This window comes from Winslowiella iniecta (genome assembly GCF_001267535.1).
Lineage (GTDB): Bacteria > Pseudomonadota > Gammaproteobacteria > Enterobacterales > Enterobacteriaceae > Erwinia > Erwinia iniecta.
This window is the reverse complement of record NZ_JRXE01000007.1, coordinates 150,474-164,761: the sequence shown is the minus strand read 5'-3', so window position 1 is coordinate 164,761 and position 14,288 is coordinate 150,474. Positions and strand designations below refer to the sequence as shown.

The 14,288-nt window shown below is 54.2% G+C and carries 13 protein-coding genes; 5 read left to right on the top strand and 8 right to left on the bottom strand.

The genetic code is table 11. The annotated features are described in order from the left end of the window. The first annotated feature begins 38 nt into the window (after positions 1-38). A complete protein-coding gene (locus tag NG42_RS06740) occupies positions 39-2,120 on the top strand; it encodes a YccS/YhfK family putative transporter (protein ID WP_052898501.1) in 2,082 nt (693 codons plus the stop codon). A 36-nt stretch (positions 2,121-2,156) separates the two neighbouring features. Here the strand turns inward: NG42_RS06740 and argD are convergent, their stop codons facing one another. The 5 genes from argD to ppiA form a co-directional block, all read right to left on the bottom strand. Then, positions 2,157-3,371: a bifunctional acetylornithine/succinyldiaminopimelate transaminase gene (gene argD, locus NG42_RS06735; RefSeq protein ID WP_052898500.1), complete on the bottom strand. Its 1,215-nt coding sequence runs from the start codon at positions 3,369-3,371 to the stop codon at positions 2,157-2,159. 88 nt (positions 3,372-3,459) lie between these two features. Beyond that, complete coding sequence (locus NG42_RS06730; protein ID WP_052898499.1) at positions 3,460-4,035, bottom strand: aminodeoxychorismate synthase component II; 576 nt, start codon at positions 4,033-4,035, stop codon at positions 3,460-3,462. Between the two features lie 41 nt (positions 4,036-4,076). Then, positions 4,077-4,670: a putative adenosine monophosphate-protein transferase Fic gene (locus tag NG42_RS06725; RefSeq protein ID WP_052898498.1), complete on the bottom strand. Its 594-nt coding sequence runs from the start codon at positions 4,668-4,670 to the stop codon at positions 4,077-4,079. Beyond that, entirely contained in the window at positions 4,660-4,830 is a 171-nt protein-coding gene (locus NG42_RS21890) for a YhfG family protein (RefSeq protein ID WP_072133213.1), read from the bottom strand. The genes NG42_RS06725 and NG42_RS21890 overlap by 11 nt, the downstream gene beginning before the upstream one ends. A gap of 131 nt (positions 4,831-4,961) precedes the next feature. Continuing rightward, positions 4,962-5,534: a peptidylprolyl isomerase A gene (ppiA, locus tag NG42_RS06720; protein WP_052898497.1), complete on the bottom strand. Its 573-nt coding sequence runs from the start codon at positions 5,532-5,534 to the stop codon at positions 4,962-4,964. 276 nt (positions 5,535-5,810) lie between these two features. On the opposite strand from ppiA, the gene tsgA reads away from it, so the two are divergent. Then, positions 5,811-6,992 (top strand): MFS transporter TsgA, encoded by a 1,182-nt coding sequence (gene tsgA, locus NG42_RS06715; RefSeq protein WP_052898496.1) that lies wholly within the window; start codon positions 5,811-5,813, stop codon positions 6,990-6,992. Between the two features lie 43 nt (positions 6,993-7,035). Here tsgA and NG42_RS06710 read toward each other — a convergent pair whose 3' ends face one another. Both NG42_RS06710 and NG42_RS06705 read right to left on the bottom strand, forming a co-directional pair. Continuing rightward, on the bottom strand, positions 7,036-7,308 hold the full coding sequence (locus NG42_RS06710; protein ID WP_052898495.1) for a hypothetical protein: 273 nt from the start codon (positions 7,306-7,308) through the stop codon (positions 7,036-7,038). A gap of 96 nt (positions 7,309-7,404) precedes the next feature. Next, positions 7,405-8,688 carry a cytosine deaminase gene (locus NG42_RS06705; protein ID WP_052898494.1) on the bottom strand — a complete coding sequence of 428 codons (1,284 nt, stop codon included), beginning with the start codon at positions 8,686-8,688 and terminating at the stop codon, positions 7,405-7,407. A gap of 242 nt (positions 8,689-8,930) precedes the next feature. On the opposite strand from NG42_RS06705, the gene nirB reads away from it, so the two are divergent. From nirB to cysG, 3 genes are read left to right on the top strand one after another with little or no spacing between them, the layout of a single operon-like run. After that, on the top strand, positions 8,931-11,477 hold the full coding sequence (gene nirB, locus NG42_RS06700) for a nitrite reductase large subunit NirB (protein ID WP_052898493.1): 2,547 nt from the start codon (positions 8,931-8,933) through the stop codon (positions 11,475-11,477). Continuing rightward, entirely contained in the window at positions 11,474-11,800 is a 327-nt protein-coding gene (gene nirD / locus NG42_RS06695) for a nitrite reductase small subunit NirD (protein ID WP_052898492.1), read from the top strand. Before nirB ends, nirD begins: the two co-directional genes overlap by 4 nt. A gap of 24 nt (positions 11,801-11,824) precedes the next feature. Continuing rightward, positions 11,825-13,189, top strand: coding sequence for a siroheme synthase CysG (gene cysG / locus NG42_RS06690; protein WP_052898491.1), 1,365 nt, complete (start codon positions 11,825-11,827; stop codon positions 13,187-13,189). 88 nt (positions 13,190-13,277) lie between these two features. Here the strand turns inward: cysG and trpS are convergent, their stop codons facing one another. After that, entirely contained in the window at positions 13,278-14,282 is a 1,005-nt protein-coding gene (gene trpS, locus NG42_RS06685; protein WP_052898490.1) for a tryptophan--tRNA ligase, read from the bottom strand. Positions 14,283-14,288: the final 6 nt, after the last annotated feature.

Here is a 14,288-nt window from a genome sequence, read left to right as displayed (position 1 = left end):
GCTGCTATCGCGCCGTTTTTTTATGTTGTGATGACCTGATGTGGCGGAGAATTATTTATCACCCGGAAGTAAACTACGCACTGCGGCAAACGTTAGTGCTCTGCTTACCTGTGGCTATCGGCTGGCTGCTGGGTGGCTTACGACAAGGCCTGCTGTTCTCGTTAGTGCCTGCCTGTTGCAATATTGCCGGTCTCGACACTCCGCATAAACGCTTCTTTAAACGTCTGATCATCGGCGGCAGCCTGTTTGCCCTGAGCAGCTTTCTGATTCAATGGATGACCCTGCACAGCATTCCGCTGCCCGCGATTCTGTTTGCCATGGCAATGTTGCTCGGTGTGACCGGCGAAATCAGCCCATTGCACGCCCGCTTACTGCCGGCTTCGTTGATCGCCGGCATTTTTACCCTCAGCCTGGTCGGCCATATGCCGATATGGCAGCCGCCACTGCTCTATGTGCTCGGCACCATCTGGTATGGCGCATTTAACTGGTTCTGGTTCTGGCTGTGGAAAGAGCAGCCAATGCGCGAATCACTGAGTTTACTGTACCGCGAGCTGGCGGACTATTGCGATGCCAAATACACCCTGCTGACCCAGCTTACCGATCCCGAAAAAGCCCTGCCGCCGCTGCTGGCACGTCAGCAAAAAGCCGTCGATCTGATTACCACCTGCTATCAGCAGATGCATATGCTGTCAGCAAACCGCGATAACAGCCACAAGCGTCTGACCCGCGCCTTCCAGGTTGCGCTGGATCTCCAGGAGCATATCTCCGTCAGCCTGCACCAGCCGGAAGAGGTGCAGAAACTGGTGGAGCAGAGTCATGCTGAAGCGGTGATCCGCTGGAATTCTCAGGCCATTGCCGCACGGCTGCGCGAACTGGCAGATGATATTCTTTATCACAAGCTACCCGGCCGTTTCACCATGGATAAACAGCTGGGCGCGCTGGAGAAAATCGCCCGTCAGCACAGCGATAATCCAGTTGGTAATTTCTGCTATTACCATTTCAGCCGGATTGCGCGCGTGCTGCGCACTCAGCGTCCACTCTATCAGCGCGATTTGATGGCTGACCGTCAACGACGCCTGCCACTGCTTCCGGCGCTGAAAAGTTACCTTTCGCTGAAGTCGGCGGCGCTACGCACCGCGGCGCGCTTTGCCGTGATGCTGATGTTTGGCAGCTCAATGGCGCTGTTTTTTAATATTCCCAAACCTTACTGGGTGCTGATGACCATCATGTTCGTCAGCCAGAATAGTTACAGCGCGACGCGAGTACGCATTCAGCACCGGGCGCTGGGGACGCTGGCGGGTCTGGTCATTGCGGCGGCAACCCTGCGTTTTCAGGTGGCGGAGAGCTGGGTGTTAATGGCCATGCTGGCCATCACGCTGGTCAGTTATCTGTTTATCCGCAAGTTTTACGGCTGGGCCACCATCGGCTTTACCGTCACCGCCGTCTACTCCTTGCAGTTGCTGACGCTTAACGGCTCACAATTTTTGCTGATGCGCCTGCTGGATACGGTGATGGGCTGCCTGATCGCCTTTGGCGGCATGGTCTGGCTGTGGCCGCAGTGGCAGAGTGGCCTGATGCGCCAGAATGCGCACGATGCGCTGGAGGCTTATCAGGAAGCATTACAGATGCTGCTGGGCAGTGAACAGGGTGCAGACAAGCTGGCTTATCAACGCATCCGGGTTAACCAGGCACACAATGCCCTGTTTAACTCGCTGAATCAGGCGATGCAGGAGCCGGGATTCAACGATCGCTATCTGTCCGATATGAAATTGTGGGTAACGCATAGCCAGTTTATTGTCGAACATATTAACGCCATGACCATCCTGGCGCGTGAACATACCATGCTCACGCCAGCGCTGGCTGAAGGTTATCTGCAATCATGCGAGATTGCGCTACAGCGTTGTCAGCAGCGGCTGGAATATGACGGGCCAGGATCTGAAACGAATATTCTTGAAGCGCAGGAAAACTTCCATCAGGGTCCGGTGACCATTATGGAACGACATGTGAAGCGGATTCTTGGCCACCTGGGTGTGATGCATACCATTTCATCGCTGGCGTGGAGTCAGCGCCCGCAGCATGGACAGTGGCTGGTCAGAAAGTTACGCAAGTCCTCTAAATAGGGTGGCGAAACCGCCACCCTGCAATAACACGCCGCTCTACACTACGCTCTCAACCGCTCGTGCAAACCGCGCCATCCCTTCTTCGATATCCGTGGATTCAATCACCAGTGAGGGGGCAAAACGGATGACATCAGTACCGGCATTCAGAATCATCACACCCTGCGCCGCCGCCGCATTCAGCAGGTCGCGCGCTTTACCGGCGTGCTGTGGTTTCAGCACCGCGCCAATCAACAGACCTTTGCCGCGAATTTCACTGAAAATATCAAACTTCGCGTCGATGGCTTGCAGCGCCGTCACAAACTGCTGGCGACGCGCTTCAACACCGTCCAGCACTTCTTCAGTGTTGATGATATCCAGCGCCGTTTCGGCAATCGCGCAGGCTAAAGGATTCCCGCCGTATGTGGTGCCATGTGCACCAGGCGCCATAACGGAAGCAATTTCATCAGTGGTTAACATAGCGCTGACCGGGAAACCGCCGCCGAGCGCCTTGGCCGTGGTCAGGATATCCGGTGCCACACCGTAATGCTCATAAGCGAACAGCTTACCGCTACGCCCCATGCCGGTCTGCACTTCATCAAATACCAGCAGCGCTTTATATTGGTCACAAAGCTCACGCAGACCCTGGATAAACTCAGGCGTCGCGGGCATTACGCCACCTTCACCCTGGATCGGCTCGACAACAATCGCACAGGTGTGGTCATCAATTACCGCCTTTACCGCCGCCAGATCGTTAAACGGTACATGCACGATATCGGCCGGTTTCGGGCCAAAGCCATCAGAATATTTTGGCTGGCCGCCGACCGATACGGTGAACAGGGTGCGGCCATGGAAGCCGTTGTGAAAAGCGATAATTTTGCTTTTATACGGGCTGTGACGATGAGCAGCGTAGTAGCGCGCCAGTTTAAAGGCGGCTTCGTTGGCTTCCGCGCCGGAGTTAGCGAAGAACACACGTTTGGCAAAAGTGGCGGCAATCAGCTTGCTGGCCAGTCGCAGTGCTGGCTCGTTGGTAAAGACGTTACTGGTATGCCACAGGGTTTCGCCCTGGGTTTTCAGCGTTTCCACCAGCGCCGGGTGACAATGCCCCAGCGCCGTCACCGCGATCCCGCCGGAAAAATCGATATACTCTTTACCCTGCTGATCCCACACGCGGCTGCCTTTGCCTTTTACCGGCACAAACTGCGCTGGTGCATAAACAGGCAAAATCACTTTATCAAATGTTGCGCGCGTGACCGTCATCTTTTCCGCTGTCATTCACTACCTCGCCTGATTTTTCTTTCTGGATATGTGAAATAATAATCAAGAAATATGCATAAAAAATCAAACAAAGGCAAATATAAACTCACTGACGGAGGAAATTCGCCAGCAGCTGATGACCCTGCTCACTAAGAATGCTTTCCGGATGAAACTGTACCCCTTCCAGCGGCAGCGACGTGTGGCGGAACCCCATAATTTCGTCCGGCACGCCGTCACGCAGGCTCCAGGCGGTCACTTCAAAACAGTCTGGTAGCGCGTTTTTTTCGACAATAAGCGAATGGTAGCGGGTTACGGTAAGAGGATGATTGAGGCCCCGGAATACGCCGCCATCATTGTGTTCGATAGCCGAGGTTTTTCCATGCATCACCTGACGCGCGCGTATCACCCGTGCGCCAAACGCCTGGGCGATGGCCTGATGACCCAGGCACACCCCAAGAATCGGTAGCTGGCCGGCAAAGTGGCGGATTGCCGCCAGCGAGATCCCCGACTGGTCGGGAGTACAGGGGCCAGGCGAAATCACCAGATGCGTCGGCTGCAAGGCCGCCATCTCGCTCAGTGAGATCTCGTCATTGCGACGAACACAGACCTCACTCCCCAATTCGCAGAAATATTGGTAGAGATTCCAGGTAAAGGAATCGTAGTTATCGATAAGCAGCAGCATTCTGGTTCCGGGCTAAATTCAGACGCCGCCATTCTAGCATTTTAGACCGGGCTGCTTACCACTTTGCCAAAGATATCGATTAATCCGCGCAGATCGCCACTGACTCCATCGCGGTTCGCCTTTAGCCAGGCTTCACGTTCAACATGCTGCCAGTTAATCAGCCAGCCCGCATGCAGTGCCAGCTGCTCAAAGAACAGCCGCTGCGCACGGCCATTACCGTCGCGAAACGGATGCAGCATATTGATTTCACAGTAGTAATGCGCCAGGCGTTCCGTGAATTTTTCCAGCGGAAGATCGGCGAGACCATTTTCCGCTTCCAGCGCCGCCATTAAGGCGTTGCCCTGTTTTTCAAGATATTCGAAATGGCAGAACGGCGTATCGTCGAGGTAAATATCAATCTTACGCAGCTCACCGGCCCAGTCATACAGATCCTGAAACAGCGTGCGATGAATTGCCCGCAAATGCGGGAAACCAGGGTTACGCGCGCCAGGCCCAATGGTCGCGGCACGCAAGGCGGTAAATTCCAGTTCAGCCTGTTGCAATCGCTGCGCCTCACGGATATGCAGGCGATTCTTCAGCACCTTGATATCCTGCCAGTAGTACGGATCGCGTTCGGACATGGCATTAGCGCTCATAGTGCCTCCTCAATGCTTCCAGCCGCTCGGTTATCTGTTGCGCCGATAGCTCGATCCGCTCGATCTGATACCCTTCAAGACGGTTACTGGCCTGAAAATTGGCATTGTGATGTTCCAGCCACAGCGCCGCTTTCTGCTTGTCTGTCAGTTTTTTACTCATAAAGCCTCCGTGGCTGTGTCATTCTGAGACGGTGCCACGATCGATAACGGGCACAGCCTTAGTATAAGCAGCAAACTTCAGCTCTGCAGGACGCAGAAAGCAAACCGCCGCAGGCTTGCGGCGGCGAGGGATTAAGGCAGGACTTTGGCGGAAAGGATCACCACCGGCTTGCTAGGGACATTCTGATAAGGCCCCACATTGTCGGTTTTCACCTGGGAAATTTTATCGGCAACGTCCATTCCTTTCACGACCTTACCGAATACTGCATAGCCAAAATCACGCTGGCCGTGGTCAAGGAAGGCATTATCCGCAACGTTAATAAAGAACTGGCTGGTGGCACTGTCCTTCTCGGCGGTACGCGCCATGGCGATAGTGCCACGTGCATTGCGTAAACCATTATCCGCCTCATTCTTGATAGGCGAGTTGGCAGGCTTCTGCTGCATATCAGTAGTAAAACCACCGCCCTGCACCATAAAGCCAGGAATCACGCGGTGGAAAGTGGTGTTGTTATAAAAACCATTATTGACGTAATCAACAAAGTTCTTCACCGAAACCGGGGCTTTTTGGTTATCAAGTTCGAGTTCGATATTGCCAGCTGAGGTGGTTAACAGCACATGCGTATCACCTTTAGCGGCGAAAGCAGAAGCCGGGATAGTGGACAGCGCGAGTACCGTCGCAACCGCTGTCAGAGTACGTTTCAACATGAAAGATTCCTTACTGAGGGGCAACAAGCTCAAAAATCGAATTTGATTGTAAAGAGGCTGTTATATAAGAGCCAGCGTTTTACCTATATTTACTTAGTCCATGCTGTCAATGAGACGGGGTGTCACAGCGCCAAAAAGTGACGAACATCACGCTATAAGTGAAAGCAATCACCCCATTTTCAATATATGTTTAATTGGGTCACATATAACTTTACAATTCTGCCGTTTCCCCTCGGCTACCTTGCCGCAGGTTTCATCGACACACAGGCCTCCAAAATGACAAATCGTAATCGAATCGGTCTCACCTGGATAAGTTTCTTCTCCTATGCACTGACAGGGGCATTGGTGATTGTCACCGGGATGGTGATGGGTAATATCGCAGAGTATTTCCAGCTGCCGATATCACAAATGAGTAACACTTTTACCTTCCTTAACGCCGGTATTCTGGTCGCTATCTTCCTGAATGCCTGGCTGATGGAAATCATTCCGTTAAAGCGTCAGCTGATTTTCGGCTTTGTGTTAATGATTCTGGCCGTTGCCGGTCTGATGACCAGCCATAGCCTGAGCGTATTCTCGCTCTGTATGTTTGTGCTGGGCGTGGTCAGCGGTATCACTATGTCGATCGGTACTTTCCTGATCACCCATCTGTATGAGGGACGTCAACGTGGTTCGCGCCTGCTGTTTACCGACTCCTTCTTCAGCATGGCAGGCACCATTTTCCCGATTATCGCCGGTGTGCTGCTGGCTCGCCATTTGCCATGGTACTGGGTCTATGCCTGCATCGGCCTGATCTATGTCGCGATCTTTATCCTGACCCTTAACGTTGAGTTCCCGGCGCTGGGTCAGAAAGCGCAGTCTGATAAGCCGTTGGTAAAAGAGAAATGGGGTATCGGCGTGCTGTTCCTGTCGATTGCTGCACTCTGCTACATTCTTGGCCAGCTGGGCTTTATCTCCTGGGTACCGGAATACGCCACCAAAACCATGGGCATGGATATCGTCAGCGCCGGACAGCTGGTAGGTAATTTCTGGACCGCTTATATGGTTGGGATGTGGGTATTCAGCTTTGTCCTGCGCTTCTTCGACCTGCAACGCATTCTGATGGTGCTGGCCGGACTGGCAACGCTGCTGATGTACTGGTTTGTTAAAACCAGCGACGCCGCGATGCTGAAGTGGATCATTATGATTCTCGGCTTTAGCTCCAGCGCTATCTACACCACGATTATCACGCTGGGCTCACTACAGACTAAGGTCTCGTCGCCGAAGCTGGTGAACTTTATTCTTACCTGCGGCACCGTTGGCACCATGCTGACCTTTGTGGTCACCGGCCCGATTGTTGCCCAGGGTGGCGCGCATGCGGCACTGGCAACCTCTAACGCGCTGTACGCGGTGGTATTTGTGATGTGTATCTTGCTGGGTATGGTAACCAGGCATCGCAGCCACGGGCATGTAATGCATTAATTGCTGTTGAATGGGCGGCAGATTGTCGCCCATTATCTTCTGGCTATCGTGACAACCGGCAAGCCTGCCAGTATCCCGATAAAATAATCAACGCGGTAGACAGCATTACCAGCGCACCATGGCGCTGAAGCATAAACAACGACATAAGATGATTTAACGTCAGTATCGCCAGCACCATGCCGCCTGCAACCAGCACTGCCAGTAATTTCCAGAAAACATATTTGATAGCGTCTTCGGACTGATATGTCGCCCACTCTCTGAGCAAAATCAACACTGCCAGCAGTGGGATGATCACTGTCAGGATCTTTTTTCCCATCAGAGAATTTTCCAGAACCAGATTTCACGTCTGTGACAAGCGCAGCGGCGTCGATTTGCACATTTTGCAGAGAATACACGCCTTCTGCGCGGAACATCACCGCCGGAAGCTGACCGCTTCCACCTCATCAAGAAATATTTCACTCTGCGCTGGCTGCGTAGCGGCAATCACCCGCCCGTGACGAATGGAAAAACGCGTGGCCACCTGTCGGCGCAGCGCATCAAAACCGTTATCGGCGGGCAGAATCACCAGGTTAGCGCTGTTACCGCTCTGAATACCGTAATCATCCAGCTGTAACGTTCTGGCGCTGTGACTGGTGACCAGATTGATGCCGGCATCGATCTGGTCATAGCCCATCAACTGACAGACATGCAACCCCATATGCAGCACCTGCAACATATTGGCGGTTCCAAGCGGATACCAGGGGTCAAACACATCATCATGACCAAAACAGACGTTAATTTCCGCTTCCAGCATCTCTTTTACCCGCGTAATACCACGCCGTTTCGGATAGCTGTCAAAGCGCCCCTGCAAGTGAATATTAACCAGCGGATTGGCGACAAAGTTAATGCCGGACAGCTTTAGCAGGCGGAATAAGCGCGAGGTATAAGCGCCATTATAAGAATGCATCGCGGTGGTATGACTGGCGGTGACGCGCGCGCCCATATTTTCGCGCAGTGCGAGCGCGGCCACCGTTTCGACAAAGCGCGACTGCTCGTCGTCGATCTCATCACAGTGAACATCCACCAGCCGGTGATATTTCTTTGCCAGCGCAAAAGCGATATGCAGCGATTCCACGCCATATTCGCGGGTAAACTCAAAATGCGGAATGGCACCGACCACATCGGCTCCCAGCTGTAATGCCTGCTCCAGCAGCGCCGCGCCATTGGGATAGGAGAGAATCCCCTCTTGCGGAAAGGCCACAATCTGAATATCGATCCACGCTGCCATTTCCGCCTTCACTTCCAGCATCGCTTTCAGCGCGGTCAGGCTGGGATCGGACACATCGACATGGGTGCGCACATGTTGTATGCCGTTAGCGATCTGCCACTTAAGCGTTTGCTTCGCACGCTGTTTAACATCCTCATGGCTGAGTAGCGCCTTGCGCTCGGCCCAGCGCTCAATACCTTCAAACAGAGTACCGGACTGATTCCATGCCGGTTCGCCGGCGGTTTGCGTGGTATCCAGATGAATATGCGGCTCGACAAACGGGGGATATGCCAGCCCGCCTTCAGCATCCAGCGCATCATCACCACGCGCCATGTTCTGCGGCTGCTGAGTAATGCGCGCAATCTTGCCGCCATCGATTGCGATTTGCCACAGCCCGTCACGCCACGGCAAACGCAGATTGTTGATCCATTTCAGCTGAGCGGAAACCATGCAAAACCTCCTGAGTGATAAGCGGGACTGTTTTTAATCCTGGCATGGATTAGTCTGTTAAACGAAGCGGAATTTCAGCGGGTTGCTGATTAAAGCTGAACATAATCTGCAACTTATGATAATTACTGTAAAATCAGCAATATAACCATAAAGAGGTATATCAGGGGTCAATTGATATACGTCAATAATCCCCCTGCCCGGCGCGCTATTGTAGCGGTATAAAATAGCAATCTGAGGCAATCATGAGCAAAGTCAAACTCGCCATTATCGGCAATGGCATGGTGGGTCACCGCTTCATTGAAGAACTGATCGATAAAGCCGAACCCGGTCAGTTTGACATCACCGTGTTCTGTGAAGAACCCCGCGTGGCTTACGATCGTGTCCATCTCTCCGCTTATTTCTCTCATCATACCGCTGAAGAGCTGTCGCTGGTGCGTGACGGCTACTATCAGAAACATAGCGTGCAGCTGCTGTTGGGCGAACGCGCGATCACGATTAATCGTCAGGATAAGGTGATCCATTCCAATACCGGACGCAGCGTCCACTACGACAAACTGATATTAGCCACCGGATCTTACCCGTGGATACCGCCGATTCAAGGCTCCGAAGGCCAGGGTTGCTATGTCTATCGTACGATCGAAGACCTGAATGCCATTGAAGCCTGTGCGCGCCGCAGTAAAAGTGGCGCAGTGATTGGCGGCGGCTTGCTGGGTCTGGAAGCCGCAGGCGCGCTGAAAAACCTCGGTATTCAGACGCATGTTATTGAGTTTGCGCCGGTGCTGATGGCCGAACAGCTCGATCCCATCGGCGGTGAACAGCTGCGACAGAAAATCGAAAGCATGGGCGTACAGGTTCACACCGGCAAAAATACCCGGCAGATTGAACATCTCGCTAATGGCGCTAAAACGCTGCATTTTGCCGACGGTAGCCAGCTCGACGTCGATTTTATCGTGTTTTCCACCGGCATTCGCCCACAGGATAAGCTGGCAAAACAGTGCGAACTGCCACTGGGACAGCGCGGTGGCTTCCTGATTAATGACCAGTGCCAGACCGCCGATGCGGATATCTATGCCATTGGCGAATGCGCCGCCTGGAACCAGCGAATTTACGGTCTGGTCGCACCGGGCTATAAAATGGCACAGGTCGCCAGCGATCATCTGCTGGGCAAAAGCAATGCGTTTACCGGTGCCGATATGAGCGCCAAACTGAAACTGCTCGGCGTCGACGTCGGCGGCATCGGCGATGCGCATGGCCGCACGCCGGGTGCACGCAGCTACGTCTGGCTCGATGAAAACAAAGAGGTGTACAAACGCCTGGTGGTCAGCGCCGATAACAAAACGCTGCTGGGCGCGGTACTGGTCGGCGATACCAGTGATTACGGCAACCTGTTGCAGCTGGCGCTGAACAAGATTGAACTGCCGGAAAATCCGGAGGCATTGATTCTGCCCGCCAGTGCGGGCGGTGATAAACCCGCCATCGGCGTCGAATCGTTGCCGGACAGCGCGCAGATCTGCTCCTGCTTTGACGTGACCAAGGGCGATATCGTCAGTGCGGTAATGAAAGGCTGCCATACCGTGGCGGCACTAAAAGCTGAAACCCGTGCCGGCACCGGCTGTGGCGGCTGTGTGCCGTTAATCACGCAGGTACTGAACGCCGAGCTGAGCCGCCAGGGTATCGAAGTGAATCACCATCTGTGTGAACACTTCGCGTATTCGCGCCAGGAGCTGTATCACCTGATTCGCGTTGAAGAGATCAAAACCTTCGACCAGTTGCTGAACAAATATGGTCAGGGCTATGGCTGTGAAGTGTGTAAACCGACGGTTGCCTCACTGCTGGCCTCGTGCTGGAATCAATATGTGCTGGAACCGCAGCATGCGCCGTTGCAGGACAGCAACGATAACTTCCTCGGCAATATCCAGAAAGATGGCACTTATTCGGTGATCCCGCGCTCGCCGGGTGGTGAAATTACGCCGGAAGGATTAATTGCGGTGGGTAAAGTCGCCGAACAGTATCAGCTGTATACCAAAATCACCGGCTCACAGCGTATTGGCCTGTTTGGTGCGCAAAAAGATGATCTGCCGGCGATCTGGAAACAGCTGATTGATGCCGGATTCGAAACCGGCCATGCCTATGCCAAAGCATTGCGCATGGCGAAAACCTGTGTCGGCAGCAGCTGGTGCCGCTTTGGCGTCGGCGACAGCCTCGGTTTTGGCATCGAACTGGAGAATCGCTACAAAGGTATCCGTACTCCGCACAAAATGAAGTTTGGTGTCTCCGGCTGTACCCGCGAGTGCGCCGAAGCGCAGGGTAAAGATGTCGGGATCATCGCCACCGAGAAAGGCTGGAATTTATATGTCTGTGGCAACGGCGGTATGAAGCCACGCCACGCCGATCTGCTGGCTGCCGATCTCGATCACGACACGCTATTGCGCTATCTCGACCGCTTTATGATGTTCTATATCCGCACTGCCGATAAGCTGCAACGCACCTCGCTGTGGCTGGAAAGCCTCGACGGCGGTATCGCCTGGCTGAAAAAAGTGATTATCGACGATAAACTGCAGCTTAATGCTCGGCTCGAAGCCGATATTGCCCGTCTGCGTGAACAGGTGGTCTGCGAATGGCGCGAAACGGTTGAGCATCCTGAACATCAGGCACGCTTTGCGCACTTTATTAACAGCGCGCTGCGCGACCCGAATGTGCAGGTGGTCAACGAGCGGCAACAGCATCGCCCTGCTCGTCCGCAGGAACGCATCGCGGTAACCCTGATTGAGATGGAGGAACACCTATGAGCCAGTGGCATAGCGTCTGCGCACTGAACGATATCCTGCCCGCGACCGGCGTGTGTGCGTGGATTAATCAGCAACAGATTGCGATTTTCCGCCCGCGTCAGGACGATAAGCTGTATGCCATCAGCAATATCGATCCTTTTGCCGCCGCCAGCGTGCTATCACGCGGTATAATCGCTGAACATCAGCAGGAGCTGTGGGTCGCCAGCCCGCTGAAAAAACAGCGTTTCCGTTTACGGGATGGCTTATGCATGGAGGATGAAAGCCGCTCGGTGGCACATTTTCCGGTACGTGTTAATGACGGGCGTGTTGAGGTCTGTGCTTAATGCCTGGTTCTGCAAGGATTTGTTATGGATTACCTGCCTCTCTTCTGTCAGCTACGCGGTAAAACCTGCCTGTTGGTGGGTGGTGGTGAAGTTGCCGAGCGCAAAGCGCGGCTGTTACTGGATGCCGGTGCCGACCTGCGCGTCTGCGCCACGGCATTCGCGCCACAATTTATCCACTGGCAACAGGCAGGCAAGCTGAGCTTAACTGAACAGCCTTTCAGTGCCGGGTTACTCGACGACTGCTGGCTGGCGATTGCCGCCACCGACGATGACCAGGTTAATCAGCAGGTCAGTGCCGATGCCGATGCGCGACGTATCTTCTGCAATGTGGTCGATGCGCCGCAAAGCGCCAGCTGTATTATGCCGTCGATTATCGACCGCTCACCGCTGATGATTGCCGTCTCTTCCGGCGGCCGCGCACCGGTGATGGCGCGCCTGCTGCGGGAGAAACTGGAAGCGATGTTACCCCAGCAGCTGGGTAAAGTAGCCGCTTACGCCGGCAGCCTGCGTCAGCGGGTAAAAGCGCACTATCGCGACGGGGGTTTACGCCGCCGCTTCTGGGAAAAACTGTTCAGCAACGATCGACTGGCGCAGTCGCTGGCGAATGACCAGCATCAGCAAGTCAGCGATCTTACCGAAAGGTTGTTCAGCGAACCGCTGAACCATCGCGGCGAAGTAGTACTGGTCGGTGCCGGGCCGGGCGATGCCGGTTTGCTGACGTTAAAAGGGCTGCAACAGATGCAGCAGGCCGACGTAATAGTTTATGACCGGCTGGTTTCGGCTGAAGTGCTGAACCTGGCGCGGCGCGATGCCGAGCGTATTTTTGTCGGTAAGCGCGCCGGTTATCACTGCGTACCGCAGTCGGAAATCAATCAGATTCTGCTGGAGCAGGCGCAGTGCGGTAAACGCGTGGTGCGACTCAAAGGGGGCGATCCGTTTATCTTCGGGCGCGGGGCGGAAGAGCTGGAAGCGCTACTGGATGCCGATATTCCTTTCTCGGTGGTGCCCGGCATTACCGCCGCATCGGGCTGCTCGGCCTACGGCGGCATTCCGCTGACACACCGTGATTATGCGCAGAGCGTCCGACTGGTTACCGGCCATCTGAAGCAGGACAGTGAACTGGACTGGGCGCATTTAGCCGCTGAACAGCAAACGCTGGTGTTCTATATGGGATTATCACAGGCGGCGGAGATTGCGCATCAGCTGACGGCACACGGTATGGATGCCAGCATGCCGGTGGCGCTGGTGGAGAATGGGACATCAACCCGCCAGCGGGTAGTGAGTGGCGAACTGCATCAGCTGGCTGAGCTGGCGCAACAGGTGGCGAGCCCGAGTCTGATTATTGTTGGACGCGTAGTGGCGTTGCGCGATCGACTGCGCTGGTTTTGACCCTGATTGTGAGTTTTCAGCACCGGCGGCGAGAACGCCGAACCTGTAAGGGAGCCGTTTTCGGCTCCCTTATTACAGCAGGCACAATTTACGGCTGTGCGACAAATCCTACCGCTTCATACACCTTTTTCAGCGTTTCCTGAGCATGAGCACGCGCTTTGCTGGCACCGTCACGCATCACCTGCTCCAGATACGCTTCATCATTACGGAAGCTGTAATAGCGCTCCTGCAACTCGGTCAGCATCCCGGAAACCGCATCGGCTACCGCACCTTTCAGGTGGCCATACATTTTGCCTTCGAACTCTTGTTCCAGCTCAACGATAGTTTTACCGGTTACTGCAGAAAGGATATCCAGCAGGTTAGACACTCCGGCTTTCTCTTTCACGTCATAACGCACCACTGGTGGCTCTTCGGAATCGGTAACCGCACGCTTGATCTTCTTCACCACCGATTTTGGATCTTCCAGCAGGCCGATCACATTGTTACGGTTATCGTCAGACTTGGACATTTTCCGCGTCGGGTCGAGCAGTGACATCACGCGCGCGCCGGATTTCGGAATAAACGGCTCAGGCACTTTAAACACATCGCCATACAGCGCGTTAAAACGGTTGGCGATATCGCGGCTCAGCTCTAAATGCTGCTTCTGATCTTCGCCGACCGGAACCTGATTGGTCTGATACAGCAGGATATCGGCGGCCATCAGCACCGGATAGTCGAACAGACCGGCATTGATGTTCTCTTCGTAACGCGCGGATTTATCCTTAAACTGCGTCATACGGCTGAGTTCGCCGAAATAGGTATAACAGTTCAGAATCCAGCTCAGTTGCGTGTGCTCCGGCACATGGGACTGAACAAAGATGGTGCTTTTGCTCGGATCAATTCCGCAAGCCAGATAGAGCGCCAGAGTATCCAGCGTGGCTTTGCGCAGTGCAACCGGGTCCTGACGCACAGTGATCGCGTGCAGGTCAACGATGCAGTAGATGCAGTGGAAATCATCCTGCATCTGCACCCACTGACGTAGCGCACCCATGTAGTTACCAATGGTCAGTTCACCTGAAGGCTGTGCGCCGCTAAATACGATGGGTTTGCTCATGCTTTT